The 15,892-nt window shown below is 69.3% G+C and carries 15 protein-coding genes; 9 read left to right on the top strand and 6 right to left on the bottom strand.

Annotation, left to right across the window (positions count from 1 at the left end; genetic code table 11):
- Positions 1–172: 172 nt before the first annotated feature.
- Positions 173–1,606, top strand: a complete 1,434-nt coding sequence (gene pyk / locus K5880_RS10835) for a pyruvate kinase (protein WP_297651567.1) — start codon at positions 173–175, stop codon at positions 1,604–1,606.
- 168 nt (positions 1,607–1,774) lie between these two features.
- Here pyk and K5880_RS10830 read toward each other — a convergent pair whose 3' ends face one another.
- On the bottom strand, positions 1,775–2,248 hold the full coding sequence (locus K5880_RS10830; protein WP_297651565.1) for a DUF481 domain-containing protein: 474 nt from the start codon (positions 2,246–2,248) through the stop codon (positions 1,775–1,777).
- 97 nt (positions 2,249–2,345) lie between these two features.
- The gene (locus K5880_RS10825; protein WP_297651563.1) at positions 2,346–2,897 is read right to left on the bottom strand and encodes a phosphatase PAP2 family protein; all 552 of its coding nucleotides are present in this window, start codon (positions 2,895–2,897) and stop codon (positions 2,346–2,348) included.
- A gap of 152 nt (positions 2,898–3,049) precedes the next feature.
- Here K5880_RS10825 and fba point away from each other — a divergent pair, with 152 nt between their 5' ends.
- Positions 3,050–4,114 carry a class II fructose-bisphosphate aldolase gene (gene fba, locus K5880_RS10820; protein ID WP_297651561.1) on the top strand — a complete coding sequence of 355 codons (1,065 nt, stop codon included), beginning with the start codon at positions 3,050–3,052 and terminating at the stop codon, positions 4,112–4,114.
- Between the two features lie 155 nt (positions 4,115–4,269).
- On the opposite strand, the gene K5880_RS10815 is transcribed toward fba, so the two are convergent.
- Positions 4,270–5,097: an IclR family transcriptional regulator gene (locus tag K5880_RS10815; protein ID WP_297651558.1), complete on the bottom strand. Its 828-nt coding sequence runs from the start codon at positions 5,095–5,097 to the stop codon at positions 4,270–4,272.
- A gap of 212 nt (positions 5,098–5,309) precedes the next feature.
- On the opposite strand from K5880_RS10815, the gene K5880_RS10810 reads away from it, so the two are divergent.
- The 3 genes from K5880_RS10810 to K5880_RS10800 all read left to right on the top strand — a co-directional run bounded on the left by K5880_RS10810 (position 5,310) and on the right by K5880_RS10800 (position 9,108).
- Positions 5,310–7,025 carry a long-chain fatty acid--CoA ligase gene (locus K5880_RS10810; RefSeq protein WP_297651556.1) on the top strand — a complete coding sequence of 572 codons (1,716 nt, stop codon included), beginning with the start codon at positions 5,310–5,312 and terminating at the stop codon, positions 7,023–7,025.
- A 73-nt stretch (positions 7,026–7,098) separates the two neighbouring features.
- The gene (locus tag K5880_RS10805) at positions 7,099–8,100 is read left to right on the top strand and encodes a tripartite tricarboxylate transporter substrate binding protein (protein ID WP_297651555.1); all 1,002 of its coding nucleotides are present in this window, start codon (positions 7,099–7,101) and stop codon (positions 8,098–8,100) included.
- A gap of 99 nt (positions 8,101–8,199) precedes the next feature.
- Positions 8,200–9,108 carry a phosphoribosylaminoimidazolesuccinocarboxamide synthase gene (locus tag K5880_RS10800; RefSeq protein WP_297651553.1) on the top strand — a complete coding sequence of 303 codons (909 nt, stop codon included), beginning with the start codon at positions 8,200–8,202 and terminating at the stop codon, positions 9,106–9,108.
- A 126-nt stretch (positions 9,109–9,234) separates the two neighbouring features.
- Here K5880_RS10800 and trxA read toward each other — a convergent pair whose 3' ends face one another.
- The gene (gene trxA, locus K5880_RS10795; protein ID WP_297651551.1) at positions 9,235–10,143 is read right to left on the bottom strand and encodes a thioredoxin; all 909 of its coding nucleotides are present in this window, start codon (positions 10,141–10,143) and stop codon (positions 9,235–9,237) included.
- A 139-nt stretch (positions 10,144–10,282) separates the two neighbouring features.
- Here trxA and purE point away from each other — a divergent pair, with 139 nt between their 5' ends.
- The 3 genes from purE to K5880_RS10780 are packed head-to-tail and all read left to right on the top strand — an operon-like array spanning position 10,283 to position 13,021.
- Positions 10,283–10,771: a 5-(carboxyamino)imidazole ribonucleotide mutase gene (gene purE / locus K5880_RS10790; protein WP_297651550.1), complete on the top strand. Its 489-nt coding sequence runs from the start codon at positions 10,283–10,285 to the stop codon at positions 10,769–10,771.
- Complete coding sequence (locus K5880_RS10785) at positions 10,768–12,006, top strand: 5-(carboxyamino)imidazole ribonucleotide synthase (RefSeq protein ID WP_297651548.1); 1,239 nt, start codon at positions 10,768–10,770, stop codon at positions 12,004–12,006. The genes purE and K5880_RS10785 overlap by 4 nt, the downstream gene beginning before the upstream one ends.
- 7 nt (positions 12,007–12,013) lie before the next feature.
- A complete protein-coding gene (locus tag K5880_RS10780; RefSeq protein ID WP_297652028.1) occupies positions 12,014–13,021 on the top strand; it encodes an L-threonylcarbamoyladenylate synthase in 1,008 nt (335 codons plus the stop codon).
- Positions 13,022–13,043: 22 nt separating this feature from the next.
- Here the strand turns inward: K5880_RS10780 and K5880_RS10775 are convergent, their stop codons facing one another.
- Together K5880_RS10775 and dacB are read right to left on the bottom strand one after the other, a co-directional pair.
- Positions 13,044–13,313 carry a SemiSWEET transporter gene (locus K5880_RS10775; RefSeq protein WP_297651546.1) on the bottom strand — a complete coding sequence of 90 codons (270 nt, stop codon included), beginning with the start codon at positions 13,311–13,313 and terminating at the stop codon, positions 13,044–13,046.
- Between the two features lie 17 nt (positions 13,314–13,330).
- Complete coding sequence (dacB, locus tag K5880_RS10770) at positions 13,331–14,863, bottom strand: D-alanyl-D-alanine carboxypeptidase/D-alanyl-D-alanine-endopeptidase (RefSeq protein ID WP_297651544.1); 1,533 nt, start codon at positions 14,861–14,863, stop codon at positions 13,331–13,333.
- A gap of 128 nt (positions 14,864–14,991) precedes the next feature.
- On the opposite strand from dacB, the gene tsaB reads away from it, so the two are divergent.
- On the top strand, positions 14,992–15,768 hold the full coding sequence (gene tsaB / locus K5880_RS10765) for a tRNA (adenosine(37)-N6)-threonylcarbamoyltransferase complex dimerization subunit type 1 TsaB (protein ID WP_297651543.1): 777 nt from the start codon (positions 14,992–14,994) through the stop codon (positions 15,766–15,768).
- Positions 15,769–15,892: the final 124 nt, after the last annotated feature.

The following is a 15,892-nucleotide window of genomic DNA, read 5'->3' as shown; positions in this document are numbered from 1 at the left end:
AACGCGGTGTTTCAACAGCATAGTCCATTGCGTCCGTGTACGTAAGTTCTCAATTGCCCGCTGCGGCGCGCCGATGCTGTACCCGGCTCGTAACCGGTTTCACAGATAATTGAAACCAAATTACAGAACGGCCCGTCGGCCGCCCATCCACTTCCCCCCGGAGACAGCCCCCATGCCCTTGCGCGCCACCAAGATCGTCGCCACCCTCGGTCCTGCCTCGAGCGATCCCGACCTGCTGGAAAAAATGATTCGCGCCGGCGTCAACGTGGTGCGGCTGAATTTCTCGCACGGCACCGCGCAGGACCACATCGACCGCGCCGAGCTGGTGCGCGCGGCCGCGCAGCGCGCCGGCCGCGAGGTCGGCATCATGGCCGACCTGCAGGGCCCGAAGATCCGGGTCGGCAAGTTCGAGCAGGGCAAGGTCATGCTCGAGCCAGGTCAGCCCTTCGTGCTCGACGCCTCGCGCACCGAGCCGGGCGACATCGAAGGCGTGGGCCTGGACTACAAGGAACTGCCGCGCGACGTGAAGGCCGGTGACACGCTGCTGCTCAACGACGGCCTGATCGTGCTCACCATCAACAGGGTGGTCGGCCCGGCCGTGCACACCACCGTCAGGCTCGGCGGCGAACTGTCCAACAACAAGGGCATCAACAAGCAGGGTGGTGGTTTGACCGCGCCGGCGCTGACCGCCAAGGACATGGACGACATCAAGACCGCCATGGGCCTGAAGGCCGACTACGTGGCGGTGAGCTTTCCGAAGAACGCGACGGACATGGAACTGGCCCGCCAGCTGTGCAACGTGGCAGGCGCGGCCCTTGGCCACAAGCCGGCCCTGATCGCCAAGATCGAGCGCGCCGAAGCCATCCCCGAGCTGGCCAGCATCCTCAAGGTCTCCGACGGCATCATGGTCGCGCGCGGCGACCTCGCGGTGGAGGTCGGCAACGCGGCGGTGCCGGGCCTGCAGAAGCACATGATCAAGATGGCCCGCGAGATGGACAAGGTGGTGATCACCGCCACGCAGATGATGGAGTCGATGATCGTCAACCCGGTGCCCACGCGCGCGGAGGTGAGCGACGTGGCCAACGCCGTGCTCGACGGCACCGACGCAGTGATGCTCAGCGCCGAGACCGCCGCCGGCAAGTACCCGCTGGAGACCGTGCTGGAGATGGCCAACATCTGCTCGGAGGCGGAAAAGGCCGAATACAGCGAGCTGAGCGCCGACTTCCGGGGCAAGACATTCAAGCGCATCGACCAGTCCATTGCCATGGGTGCGCTCTTCACCGCGCACCACCTGGGCGCCAAGGCCATCGTGGCACTGACCGACTCGGGCTCCACCGCACTGTGGATGAGCCGGCACAACGTGCGCATGCCGATCTATGCCATGACGCCCAACCTCTCGACCCAGCGCCGCATGACGCTCTACCGCAACGTGCGCCCGCTGCTCATGGACACCAGCACCGATCGCGACACCGCGCTGGCCGACGCCGAGGCGCACCTGAGCAAGCGCGGCATCGTGCACACCGGCGACGTGTACGCCATCACCGTGGGCGAGCCCATGGGCCAGCCCGGCGGCACCAACACACTCAAGATCTGCCGGGCGGCCTGACGGCACCAGCCTCCGCGCGGGCCAGCGACCCGCGCAGCGGTGGAGCGTCGGGGCTCTGCCGATCCGGCGCCGGGCCGCCCCAAGCCGGATCAGCCCCCTCGGGGGGCAGCGACCCGCGCAGCGGTGGAGCGTGGGGGCCAGTTCAGTCGATCCGCATGGAGACGCCTGTCACGAACAGCGCGTGGGCCTTCTCGACGTTGGTGCCGGGGTCGCTGTCATAGCGGTAGCCTCCTCCGACAGCACCAGTTCCATCCGGCCATAGCGCTCGCGCATGGCGCCCTCGGCGTCGGTGGCCACTACATAGCGGTCGTTCGTGTAGCCCAGGCCGGCGGACACGTCGACGGAGAAGTCGCGGTCGTACTGGGTTCGCAGGCCGTAACGCTCCGTGGTGGCCACGCCGTCGTTGCACGCATGATCGGCCTTCGCGCCCCAGGTCCATTTGTCGTACGTGGTCTGGCGCGCCGCCTCGGCCGCCAGATTCAGCGAGCTCGCGTTGTTGTTGCCGGAGGAGACATTGGCGCCGGCCGTCAGCAGGTAGCGCCACTGGCCGTCGGGCTTGAGCGTGACCTGGGCCTGCAAGAGCGCCGGCAACAGAAGCAGGCTGGCGGCGCTCAGGGTCACGGACAGGGAACAACGGGGCATGGCGGGATCCTTTCCGGGGCAGGAAGTGAGGGGGCAGGCCCCGGAAAGGACTCCTTGTTGCAGCGCCGCGGTTCCCCCGGCGTTGTAACGAGGGGTGTCAGGTTGCCGGCAGCACGGCACGGCGGCTGCGGCCGTACCCGCCCATCAGCTGGCGCGCGACGAGCGCGCACATCGCACCCAGCAACAGGCCCGCGGCGATGTCCGAGACGAAGTGCAGGCCCAGGAACACCCGGCTCCATGCGATCGCCAGCGCCGTGCCGCCAGACACGGCCAGCCATGGGCGCCAGCGCTGGCGGGCGAATGCCACCAGCCCCGCCGCCCAGGCGCCCGCGACGGCCGCATGAAAGCTGGGAAAACCAGCGGTGGCGGCGTGGTCAAGCCACTGCACCCCCAGCCCGAGTTCGAACGGCCGCGCCACGTGCACGACTTCGCGCACGCCGCGCACCGCCAGCCAGGCCAGTGCCATCGCCAGACAAGCCCCGAGCAACTGCCGGCGCCCACCGCGCCCCGCCAGGGCCAGTGGCAGGATGCCCAGCAACGCCAGGGTGGGCAGGTCGGTGGACATCCACCGCGCCAGCACGAGCAACCACGGCGGCGTGTCCGCCGTGGCATTGATCCAGAGAAAGAGCAGGGAGTCGAGTGCGGCCATGGCGGTGTCCGAGGTTCGGCGCAGTCTGGCGGGCGCACATGAAGGCCGGATGAAAACGCATGCGAAATGGCACGAAGCCTCACATTCCGCATCACGGCCCCAAGTAAAATGCCGGGTTACATCACGGTTACCAACTGCTCAAGGGGAATCTCATGGCGCTCGTTTCCATGCGCGAACTGCTCGACCACGCCGCCGCCAACGGCTATGGCATTCCGGCTTTCAACGTCAACAACCTCGAACAGGTGCAGGCCGTGATGGCCGCGGCCGACGAAGTCGGCGCGCCGGTGATCCTGCAGGCCAGCGCCGGTGCCCGCAAATACGCCGGCGAACCCTTCATCAAGCACCTGATCCAGGCGGCGATGGAGGCCTACCCGCACATCCCTCTGGTCATGCACCAGGACCACGGCACCTCGCCCAAGGTCTGCGAAGGCGCCATCAACCTGGGCTTCGGCTCGGTGATGATGGACGGATCGCTGATGGAAGACGGCAAGACGCCGGCATCGTTCGACTACAACACCGACGTCACCCGCAAGGTGGTGGAGATGGCGCACAAGGTCGGGGTCACCGTGGAAGGCGAACTCGGCTGCCTGGGCAACCTGGAGACCGGTGAAGCCGGCGAGGAAGACGGCATCGGCGCCGAAGGCAAGCTGGACCACAGCCAGATGCTGACCGACCCGGAAGAAGCTGCGCAGTTCGTCAAGGCCACGCAACTCGACGCGCTGGCCATCGCCATCGGCACCAGCCACGGCGCGTACAAGTTCAGCCGCCCGCCCACCGGCGACATCCTGGCCATCAGCCGCGTGAAGGAAATCCACCAGCGCATTCCCAACACCCACCTGGTGATGCACGGCTCGTCTTCCGTGCCCCCCGAACTGCTGGCCATCATCAACCAGTACGGCGGCAAGATGAAGGAAACCTACGGCGTGCCGGTCAAGGAGATCCAGGAAGCCATCAAGCACGGCGTGCGCAAGATCAACATCGACACCGACATCCGCCTGGCCATGACCGGCGCGGTGCGCAAGTTCCTGGCCGAGAACCCGGACAAGTTCGATGCCCGCGAGTGGCTCAAGCCCGCGCGCGAAGCCGCCAGGCAGGTCTGCAAGGCGCGTTACCTCGAATTCGGTTGCGAAGGCCAGGGCAGCAAGATCAAGGGCGAGAGCCTGCAGGTGGTGGCCGCCAAGTACGCCAGGGGTGAACTGGCCCAGGTCGTGCACTGACCGCGCGCTTGCAGCATCCAGACGCCACCCTCGCGGTGGCGTTTTTCATGGGTGGCTGAGCGAAGTGCCTTTTTCCAGAGGCACCGCCGGGCCGGCTTTGCCGGACGGCCAGTACCGCCCCCTTGAGGGGGTAGCGCGAAGCGCGGCGGGGGTGTTCAATCCTCCCAGCCCGCCGCCTGGATCGCCGCCACGATCTCGCGCCCCGTGCGCACCAGCGCCGGACCGAAGTCCTCGTGCAGCAAGGCACCCTGCAGCCGCGAAGCCGGACCGCCCACGGTGAGCGCCAGCGGCTCGCGTCCGTCACCGAGATCGATGCCCACGCCGATGGCGGCAATGTCGCTTTCCCACTCCGACTCGGACGCCACGTAGCCGCGCGCGGCCACGTCGACCTCGGCGCGGTGCAGGGCGGCTTTGCGCGCGCTCCAGCGCGTGGCGTCCTGCACCTGCAGCCGGCGCGACATCAGTGCACGCATGCCTGGGTCCGACGCGCACCAGATCGCGCGGCCCATGGCGGTTTCGGCGAACGGCAGGCGCGTGCCCACGTCCAGCCCGAGGATCAGGCGCGCCGTACTGCGGCAATGCGCCACGTACACCACCGAGGTATCGTGCCGCACGCCGAGCGAGACGGCCGCCTGGGTGTGCTCGGCGAGAGACTCCATGAACGGACGGGCGATGCGCCCGACCTGGAAATTGGACAGTACGCTGAATCCCAGCGACAGCACCGCCGGGCTGAGCGCGTATTCGCCGGTGGCGGCGCGGTGGCGCAGATAGCCCAGGCTGGTGAGGGTGAACGTCAGGCGCGAAACCGTCGCCTGTGGCAGGCCAGCACGGCGCGCCAGTTCCTGGTGCGCCAGCCAGCGGTCGGACGGACCGAAACAGCGCAGCAGGCTCAGACCCCGCGCCAGCGCGGTGACGAAGCGGCGGTCCTGCGCGGGGTCGGTGTCGGCAAGAGGTATTGAAGGAGCGTGACGCTGGCGGCCCATGGGGGGATCTCCGTAGCGGGAGGGTGGCCACGAAATTTCAGGGCCATTATTCCGCTGGTCGGAATTCTATGCTGCGACCAGCCTCTTCCCCATGCTCGCTTTCCCTGACCGCCGTTTACAGCTCCACGACATGAACCGTATATTGAAGGCCGTCATCGTAAATTCTGCTTGGCGGAATATATGTCATACCCCATCGACTGCAATCTGCCCGCATGAAATCCCTGCCTTCGGCCCACTGGCCCCCCGGCCTGCCACGGCACCTCACGCTGCCGCAGACCAGCGTGTTCCACAACGTCGAGGTGTCGGCCGCGCGCTACCCCGACAAGCCCTTCATCGTGTTCTACGACACGCCCCTGAGCTACGCGCAGTTCCTGCGCGAGGCCGAACAGGTGGCGGGCCACCTGCAGCAGGTGTGCGGCGTGCAGCCGGGTGACCGGGTATTGCTGTGCATGCAGAACAGCCCGCAGTGGGTGCTGGCCTTCTACGGCATCCTTCGCGCCAACGCCGTCGTGGTGCCGGTCAACCCGATGAACCGCGTGGAGGAACTGCGCCACTGCGTGCGCGACAGCGGCGCCACGGTGGCCTTCGTGGCGCAGGACCTGCTGCCGCAGTTGCGCCCCCTGCATGCGCCCGAGGGCGCGGATGGTGCGGGCCGCGACGGCACCCTGCGCCACCTGATCGTGGCCACCTACAGCGACTACCTGCGCGCGCCCACCGACCTGCGCGTGCCCGACTTCGTGACCGCGCCGCGCGAGCCCCTGAGCGCCCCGGGCATCATCGCCTGGGCCGACGTGCTGGCCGCTGCATGCACACCGGGACCGCTCACCACCGGTCCCGACGACCTGTGCGCCATGCCCTACACCTCGGGCACCACCGGCCTGCCCAAGGGTTGCATGCACACGCACCGCAGTGTGATGAGCACCCTGGTGGGCGGGGCGCGCTGGTTCGGCACATCGCAGGACTCGGTCTGCCTGGCCGTTCTGCCGTTCTTCCACGTCACCGGTCTTTCGGGCAGCCTCAACGGCCCGCTCTACGCCGGCGCCACCATCGTGGTGCTGGCGCGCTGGGATCGCGAAGCGGCTGCCATCTGCATGGCGCGCTACCGCGTCACCGTGTGGCAGGCGATCTCGACCATGGTGATCGACTTCCTGGCCCACCCGGAAATCGGCCAGCTCGACCTCTCCAGCCTGGCCTGCATCCGCGGTGGCGGCGCGGCCATGCCCGACGCGGTGGCCGCGCGGCTGAAGGCGCTCACCGGACTGGACTACATCGAGGGCTACGGCATGTCCGAGACCATGGCAGCGACCCACATCAACCCGCTGCACCGACCCAGACCGCAGTGCCTGGGCATTCCGGTATTCGATGTCGACGCCCGCGTGCTGGACCCTGACACCCTGGCCGAGCTCCCGCCCGGGCACACCGGCGAGATCGTGATGCACGGCCCGCAGGTGATGCAGGGCTACTGGCGCAATCCACAGGCTACGCGCGAATCCTTCATCGAGATCGATGGCAAGCGCTTCCTGCGCACCGGCGACCTCGGCCACGTCGACGCGGACGGCTACTTCTACATGACGGATCGCCTCAAACGCATGATCAATGCCAGTGGCTACAAGGTATGGCCAGCCGAGGTGGAGGCGCTCATGTACCACCACCCGGCGATCCAGGAGGCCTGCGTGATCGGCGTGCGCGACGACCGCCGCGGCGAAAGCGTCAAGGCGCTGGTGGTGCTACGCCCGGAGCAGCGTGGCCACGTCAGCGAGCAGGACGTGATCCACTGGGCGCACGGCCACATGGCCGCCTACAAGAGCCCGCGCATTGTGGAATTCGTGGATGCGCTGCCCCGCTCGGGCAGCGGCAAGGTGATGTGGCGCGAACTGCAGGAGCAGCAGGCCACGCGCGACGCACAAGCACAAGCTCCACCCCCGTGAGCAAGCCTGGCGCGCGCGCCGCGCCACCCCACCGCCGACCCGGCACCCACCACCCCAGCAAGGAGACAAGACCATGACAAGCACAACCCGCCAACACTCCAGCCGCCGACGCGCGCTGCTGCTGGCCGCCACCGCGGCCGCCGCCGTTGCCGCGCCCTGGGGCGCTGCCCAGGCGCAGGCCCAGCCCTACCCCAACCGCCCGGTCACGCTGATCGTCCCCTGGCCCGCCGGCGGTTCCACCGACCGCCACCTGCGCACCCTGGCCGAGATCGCCAGCAAGCACCTGGGCCAACCCATCGTGATCGAGAACCGCCCCGGCGCCGGCGGCACGCTCGGCCCGAGCACCATGGCGCAGACCGCCAAGCCCGACGGCTACACCATCTCCCAGTTCCCGCTCGGCCTGCTGCGCCTGCCGCACATGCAGAAGAGCAACTGGAACCCGCTCACCGACTTCAGCTACATCATTGGCGTCTCGGGCTACACCTTCGGCCTGACCGTCAGGGCCGACTCGCCCTACAAGAGCTTCAACGAGTACATCGAGGCGGCGCGCAAGCAGCCCAACCAGATCAACTACGGCTCCACCGGCACTGGCAGCAGCCCGCACCTGATCATGGAAGAGCTGGCCGGCAATGCCAAGGTGCAACTCACGCACGTCCCGTTCAAGGGCAACGCCGACCTGGTGGCGGCCCTGCTGGGGGGCCACGTGATGGCGCAGAGCGATGCCAGCGGCTGGGACAAATTCGTCGACAGCGGCCAGATGCGCCTGCTCGTCACCTTCGGCGAACAGCGCACCCAGCGCTGGCCCGAGGTGCCGACCGCGCAGGAGCTGGGCTACGGCGTCGTCTCCACCTCGCCCTACGGCCTGGCAGGCCCCAAGGGCATGGACCCGGCGGTGATGAAGACGTTGCACGACGCCTTCAAGAAGGCCATGGACGATCCCAAGCACATCGAGGTGCTGGGCCAGCTCAACCAGGCCATGTGGTACCGCAGCGGCGACGACTACCGCAAGTGGGCCGCCGAGACCTTCGCCAAGGACAAGGCACTGATCGAACGCCTGGGCCTGTCGGCAAAGTAGGCGCCGCGCCGCCAACTTGCGATAATCACCCGGAATAGTTCAAAGCCCGTTGGCTGTTCAACGGGCTTTTTTCTTGTCCCGCCCATTCCCGATCCGATCATGACCCCAGCCCTCCATACCTCGGCCCTCACCTCCCTGCCCCTGCTGGCACGCGGCAAGGTGCGCGACAACTACGCCGTGGGCGACGACCGCATCCTGATGGTGGCCAGCGACCGCGTCAGCGCCTTCGACGTGATCATGGGCGAGCCGATCCCGGGCAAGGGTGAGCTGCTGACCCGGCTCTCGCTGTTCTGGTTCGACCAGTTGGGCCCCAAGGGCCTGAACATCTGCCCGATCCACCTCACCGGCGACGCGCCCGAGAGCGTGGTGTCGGCGGCCGAGGCCCCGCAGGTCGCAGGCCGTTCGATGCTGGTGCAGCGCTTGAAACCGATCCCGGTGGAAGCGGTGGTGCGCGGCTACCTCGCCGGCAGCGGCTGGAAGGAGTACCAGGAAGGCCAGGCCGTGTGCGGCGTGCAACTGCCCGCGGGCCTGCAGAACGCCTCGCAGCTGCCCGAGCCGATCTACACGCCGGCGGCCAAGGCGGCCATGGGCGAACACGACGAGAACATCAGCTTCGAGCGCACGGTGGAGATGATCGGACCCGAACTCGCCGCGCAGATCCGCGACGTGTCGATCGCGCTCTACAAGGCCGCGGCCGCGATCGCGCTCAAGAAGGGCATCATCATCGCCGACACGAAGTTCGAGTTCGGCCTGGACAAGGCCGGCCGGCTGGTGCTGATGGACGAGGTGCTCACGCCCGACAGCTCGCGCTACTGGCCCGCCGAGAGCTACGTGGTGGGGCAGAACCCGCCGAGCTATGACAAGCAGTTCCTGCGCGACTGGCTGGAAACCGCCCAGGTCGGCGGCAAGCCCTGGGACAAGACGCCGCCCGCGCCGCGCCTGCCCAAAGAGGTGATCGAGAAGACCGCCGCGAAATACCAGGAAGCGCTCACGCGCCTGATGGGCTGAAGCTTCCGTTCGTACGAAGAAGCTTCCGTTCGGGCTGAGCCTGTCGAAGCCCTTCCAGGCCCCTGTGCGGTGGGGCCCTTCGACAGGCTCAGGGCGAACGGGGGGACAGGCCCGGTCCCAACGGATTCAGCTCAACACAACGCTCGACAGGCGGCGGCGATACGTCGCCACCGTCGGGTCTTCCGGCGGCACCTGGCCCTCGGCCACCTTGGGCTTGGGCGGCTCGATCACGTCGAGGATGGCAATGAAGGTCTTGCGCGCCAGGTCCTCGTTCCAGGTCTTGTCGCGCATCAGGATTTCCAGCAATTCGTCCATCGCCGCCGTCCACTGGCCGTAGGCCATCAGCAGCTGCGCGAGCGCGAAGCGCGCATCGAAGTCGCGCTTGTTGGCCGCGATCGCAGCCTGCAGGGCGGCGGCGCGCGCCTCGGGGTCCGGCACACCGGCCTGGGCATCGCGCGCGGCCATCCAGCGTTGCAGCGAATCGAGCCGGCGCACGCCCGCGGCCTTGGCGATCACCGGCGCGAACGCCACCTTGGCGTCGTCGTCCTGACCGAGTTCGAGCAGCAGCTTGACCAGGTCGAAGCGCGCATCGTCGTTGTCCGGCGCGGTCTGCACCGCCTGCTGCAGCTTTTCCAGCGCGCCTTCGAGATCGCCCTCGGCCAGCGCGTCCTGCGCCTCGGCTTCCGCCTCCTCGGCCTCGAGTGCCTCGGCGCTCGGCAGGTGCTTGTCCAGGAAAGCCTTGATCTGCCCCTCGGGCAGCGCGCCCATGAAGCCGTCGACCGGCTGACCGTTCATGAGCAGCACGCAGGTGGGAATGCTGCGCACGCCGAACGCGGCGGCGAGCTGCTGCTCCTGGTCCGAGTCGATCTTGACCAGCTTGAAGCGGCCCGCGTAATCGGTCTCCAGCTTTTCCAGCAGCGGGCCGATGACCTTGCAGGGGCCGCACCACGGGGCCCAGAAATCCACCAGCACAGGTGTCTGCATCGAAGCCTCGATGACTTCGGCTTCAAAATTGGCGACGGTGACGTTGATCATGGGGAGCGGCCTGGCAGGACCGCCCGCGCGGTATCGGCGGGCGGCAAACGTAAAATCGACACTTTACCGGAGAGCGCCGCGTTGCATGCGCGCGCCACCGGTCCAGCCCCGCCGGGGCTCATCGGCCAGAGGCACTCACATGAACTCCATCCAAGTGGGCGTGCTCATGGGCTCCAGCAGCGACTGGGACACCATGCAGCACGCCGTGCAGGTCCTGCAGGACTTCGGCATCGAGCACGAAGCGCGCGTGGTGTCGGCGCACCGCATGCCGGACGACATGTTCGCCTATGCCGAAGCGGCCGCCCTGCGCGGCCTCAAGGCCATCATCGCTGGCGCGGGCGGCGCCGCCCACCTGCCCGGCATGCTCGCGGCAAAGACCGTGGTGCCGGTACTCGGCGTGCCGGTGGCCAGCAAGCACCTCAGCGGCGTGGACTCGCTGCACAGCATCGTGCAGATGCCCAAGGGTGTGCCGGTCGCCACGTTTGCCATTGGCGCAGCCGGCGCGGCCAACGCCGCCCTGTTCGCCGTGGCCATGCTGGCCTGCGACAACCCCGAACTGCGCCACAAGCTCGAGGCCTTCCGCGCCCAACAGACCGCGGCCGCGCGCGGCATGACACTGCCCGCATGAGCCTCAAGCCCCTTCTTCCCGGCAGCCCCTCCCCCAATGGTCAACCCGTCACGCTCGGCGTGATGGGCGGTGGCCAGCTCGGCCGCATGTTCGTGCAGGCGGCCCAGGCGATGGGCTACGCCACGGTGGTGCTCGATCCCGATCCCGCCAGCCCGGCCGGGCTGATCAGCCACCACCACATCAAGACTGCCTACGGCGACGAACAGGGACTGGCGCAACTCGCCCAGCGCTGCGACGCCATCACCACCGAGTTCGAGAACGTACCCGCGGCTGCACTGGCCACGCTCGCCGCGCAGCGTGTGGTGGCTCCGTCGGCGTCCTGCGTCGCCGTGGCGCAGGACCGCGTCAAGGAAAAGGCGCACTTCGTGCAATGCGCCGCACTCAGTGGCGTGTCGCCCGCGCCGCATGCCGTCATCACCACCGATGCCTCTCTCGCCGCCGTGACGGACGATCTGCTGCCGGGCATCCTGAAGACCGCGCGCATGGGGTACGACGGCAAGGGCCAGGTGCGCGTGTCCTCGCGCGCGCAACTCGCCCAGGCCTGGGACCAGCTCGACAAGGTCCCCTGCGTGCTGGAGAAGATGCTCAGGTTGCGCGCCGAATGCTCGGTGATCGTGGCGCGCGGCGCGGACGGCCAGGTGGTGAGTTTTCCGGTGCAGAAGAACACCCACCACGACGGCATTCTCGCGACCACGGAAGTGTTCGACGGCGCCATCGAGGCCGGTCTGGCGCAGCGCGCGCAGGCCAGCACCGTCGCCATCGCGAACCACCTGCGCTACGTCGGTGTGCTGTGCGTCGAATACTTCGTGGTGGAGCAGGCCGACGGCACGCACGACCTGGTGGTGAACGAAATGGCCCCGCGCCCGCACAACAGCGGGCACTACACGCAGAACGCCTGCGACATCTCCCAGTTCGAAGCGCAGGTGCGCGCGCTCGCCGGCCTGCCGCTGCCCGCGCCGCGCCAGCACAGCCCGGCCATCATGGTCAATCTGCTGGGTGATCTCTGGTTCGAGCCCAATGCGGTGCGCGCCCAGGCCAGCAAGACCCCGGTGTCGCCGCCCTGGGCGGCGGTGCTGGCCCTGCCCGGCACGCACCTGCACCTGTACGGCAAGCTGGGTGCGCGCCCGGGCCGCAAGATGGGGCACCTCAACGTCACCGGCTCCAGCGTGGCGCACGTGCGCGAGACCGCAGCGCAAGCGCTCGCACTGCTCGGCCTGCCCGCGCTCGGCGCCTGACATGCCGCTGCTGCTGAACGCCGGCGACCCGGCCGCCATCGATACCGCGGCGCGGCGCCTGGCCGCGGGCTCACTGGTGGGTATGCCGACCGAGACCGTGTACGGCCTCGCGGCCGACGCGGACAACGCCAGCGCCGTGCACCGCATCTTCGACGCCAAGGGCCGGCCCGCCGACCACCCGCTGATCGTGCATCTCGCGCACGGCGAGGGCGCGCGCACCTGGCGCGCCGGCGTGGACCACTATGCGCGCGAGGTGCCGGCATTCGCCGCCGCGCTGATGGACCGTTTCTGGCCCGGCCCGCTCACGGTCATCCTGCCGCGCCGCGAGGGTGTGGCCGCGGTCGCGGCCGGCGGGCAGGATTCGGTGGGCCTGCGCTGCCCGGCGCACCCGGTGGCGCAGGCGTTGCTCAATGCCGCGGCCGCGCAGGGCGTGCACGGCGTGGCCGCGCCCAGCGCCAATCGTTTCGGCCGGGTCAGCCCCACCACCGCCGCCCACGTGGCCGAGGAGTTCGCGGCCCTGCCGGATGATGCCCTGCTGATCCTGGACGGCGGCGCCTGCCCGGTGGGCATCGAGTCCACCATCGTCGACGCCACGCGCAGCCACCCGGTGCTGCTGCGCCCCGGCATGATCACGCCCGCGCAGCTCGAAGCCGCCTGCGGCCAGCCCCTGCGCGCACGCGACGAGGCCGCGCCGCGCGCCTCCGGCACGCTCGAATCGCACTACGCGCCGCGCGCCACCGTGCGTCTCATGGACAGCAAGCCGCTGCAGACCGCGCTGGACGTGCTGGGCAGCGACGCGAAGCACATCGCCGTGTACGCGCGCAGCCCGGTCAAGGCCGCGCGGGGCGTGCCGCTGCGCCGCATGCCGGACGACGCGGCGCGCTGCGCCCAGGAACTGTTTGCGGTACTGCGCGAACTCGACGCTACCGGCGTTCGCCTGATCTGGGTGGAAACACCGCCGGCCGACGCCGCCTGGGACGGCGTGCGCGACCGCCTGCAACGCGCGGCGGCCTGACGGCGCCCGAAGCCAAGGGCGTTCAGGCGTCGGGAGCGCGCCCGAAGCGCAACTTCATCGCCAGGATGGCCAGCGCCAGCGTCAGCGTGATGGCATTGGCCACCACCACCGGCCAGGCACCCAGGCTCAGGCCGTAGAACAGCCACAGGGTCACACCGACCGCGAACACGCTGTACATGCCCAGCGAAATGCCGCTGACGTCGCGCGTGCGGAAAGTCAACCAGGCCTGGGGCACGAAGCTCGCCGTGGTCAGGCACGCGGCACCGTAGCCGATGACATCGCCCAGTTGCATGGTTGCCGGTGTCCGGTTCAGTCGGGCAGCGAGGCCGTCCACTCCAGCAAGGCGTCCAGCGCGGGCCGGGCCGCGGGCGCATTGGGGTGGTTGATGAAGCCGACGAGCACATAGCGCGCGCCGTTCGCGGCGTTCACGTAGCCCGCAATGCCGCTGACATCGCGCAACGAGCCGGTCTTGATCCAGGCGTTGCCCCGCGCACTGCTGTTCTCGCCGCGTGCCAGCCGCGCGGCCGTGCCGTTGACGCCCGCGACCGACAGGGACTGCATGAACTGAGCGCCCTGCGGATGGCGCGCGGCGTGGCGCAGCAAGCTGGCCAGCGCCTCGGGGGTGATGCGCTCGTCGCGCGAGAGGCCCGAGCCATTGTCGATCACCGGCGCGGCCACGCGTGGGCCGAAGGTGCGCGCCCACCAGGCCTGCAGCACCTCGCGCGAGCTCTCGAAGCGCGCGGTGCGCGCCGGTACCAGGCGATCAGCGGCCGAGCCCGGTGCGACCACCGTGACGGTGGACAGCGGAGGCGGTGCGAGCTGTCCCAGCGTAAGGAACACCTGCTGCGCCATCACGTTGTTGCTCCACTGGTTCACGTCCACAAGGATCTCCGACAGCGGCAGGGACGGTGCGTCGAGCAGCAACACGGCATCCGGCGGCGTGAGCCCGCTGCGCACCCGCCCGGTGATCACGCCACCACCGGCGCGCCACAGGCCCTCGAGCGCGCGCGCGGCGTAGCTGGCGGGCTGCTGGTAGGCCACGGGCCATTTGAGCTCGCCGCATTTCTGCGGGTAGCGACCTTCGAATCGGATGCTGTCCGGGTCGTCGAAGCGCGCCTGCACGGCCGTGCGCCAGTCGCCGCAGGCGGTGCGCGACAACGGCACGGTGGCGTCGATCGCCAGGCCGGCCAGAGGCGGCTCGCTGATGACGTAGGCCACACCGTTGGCCGGGTCGGGCTGAAAGCTGAGGATGACCGACTTGAAGTTGACGAGCAGCGCGTCGGGCGAGGCGTTGTACGGGCGCAGAGCCTCGCCGTCGAAGGCGCCGGGGTCGGTGTAGGGCAGGTCGAAGGCGCTGTGATCGAGCACCATGTCGCCCAGGATCACCTGCACGCCCTGGCTCTGCAGGGCGTAATAGGCTTCATGAACGCGTTCGAGCACCAGCTTGGGGTCGCCGCCGCCGCGCACGTAGAGGTTGCCACGCAACACGCCGTTGTCGACCGTGCCGTCGGTATAGAAGCGCGTGCTCCAGGTGAAATCCGGGCCCAACAGGTCGATGGCCGCATAGGACGTCACCAGCTTCATCACCGACGCGGGATTGGCCAGCACCCCGGCCTGGTGGCGCAGGCGCTCGTGCGCGTCAGGCTCGACCGACACCACCAGTGCCGACAGCGCGCTGGCCGGCACCTGGGCCCGGTTGAGGGCCTCCATCACCGCCGGCGGGAGGGCCGCACCACGGCCCGGCATCTGTGCACAGGCGGGCAAACCGGCGCCCGCAAGCACCCACAGCGTGAGCACGCGGACAAAGAGGGGACAACGCAGGAAAGGCAGGCGGAACGGCATGGGTGTTTCATTATGAAACGCGGACCCGCCAGTGCGGCCGCGAGAGGGCGGGCGGGCGTGACAAAAGACGGCCGGTGGCGCACCCGCACCACACGGCATGGGCATGCACGGTGGCCGATAATCCCCGGATGCCTTCCGCCCTGCGCCTGCTTGCCATCGAAACCAGCACCGACACCCTCTCGGTGGCGCTGGGCACGGGCGCACCCGACGGCCCGCTGTGGCAACACACCGGGCCCGGCGGCGCCATGGCCTCGACCACGCTGCTGCCACTGGTGCAGCAGCTGCTCGATGCCTCGGGCTGGCCGCTCGCCAGCCTGGATGCGGTCGTCTTCGGCCGCGGTCCGGGCTCGTTCACCGGCCTGCGCACCGCCTGCGCCGTGGCCCAGGGCCTGGCCTACGGCGCCCAGGACGCGGCCCGCCCGGGCGGCTTGCCGGTGCTGCCGGTGGACACGCTGCTGGCCCTGGCCGAAGAGGCGCGCCACGCGCACGCGCTGACCGGCCAGCCTGCGCCCGACACGGTGGTCTCTCTGCTCGACGCCCGCATGGGCGAGCTGTACCTCGCGTTGTACGCCTGCACGGCCGCGGGGCTCTCGGCCCTGGCACCACCCCGCCTGTGCGCGCCACGGGATCTGGCCACGCATCTGGACGGGCTGCTGCCCGCTGGCCGCGCGCTGCTTGCGGGCAATGTGTTTGCCACCTACGACCTGGAACTGGCCGGGCTCCGCGGCCTGCGCTGCCCCGCCCTGCCCACGGCCTCCGCCCTGATGCGCCTGGCGCCGGCCCTGATCGCCGAAGGCGGGGCGCTGGCCGCGCGCGACGCGCTGCCGCTGTATGTGCGCGACAAGGTTGCCCAGACCACCAACGAACGCGAGCGGCAGCGGGTGGCCGCGGGCACTGTGCATTGAGGTCCGCGCATGGACACCTCCGTGAACGCCCTGCTCGTCGCCATGGCCGGCGGTCTCGCCCGACCGGCGGCGGTAAACCCGCCCCGAACCTGGACAGCACCGGACACGCGGCCCGACTGCGCGC

The organism is Hydrogenophaga sp., assembly GCF_025699295.1.
GTDB lineage: Bacteria > Pseudomonadota > Gammaproteobacteria > Burkholderiales > Burkholderiaceae_C > Hydrogenophaga.
This window is presented reverse-complemented; position numbering and strand designations above follow the sequence as displayed.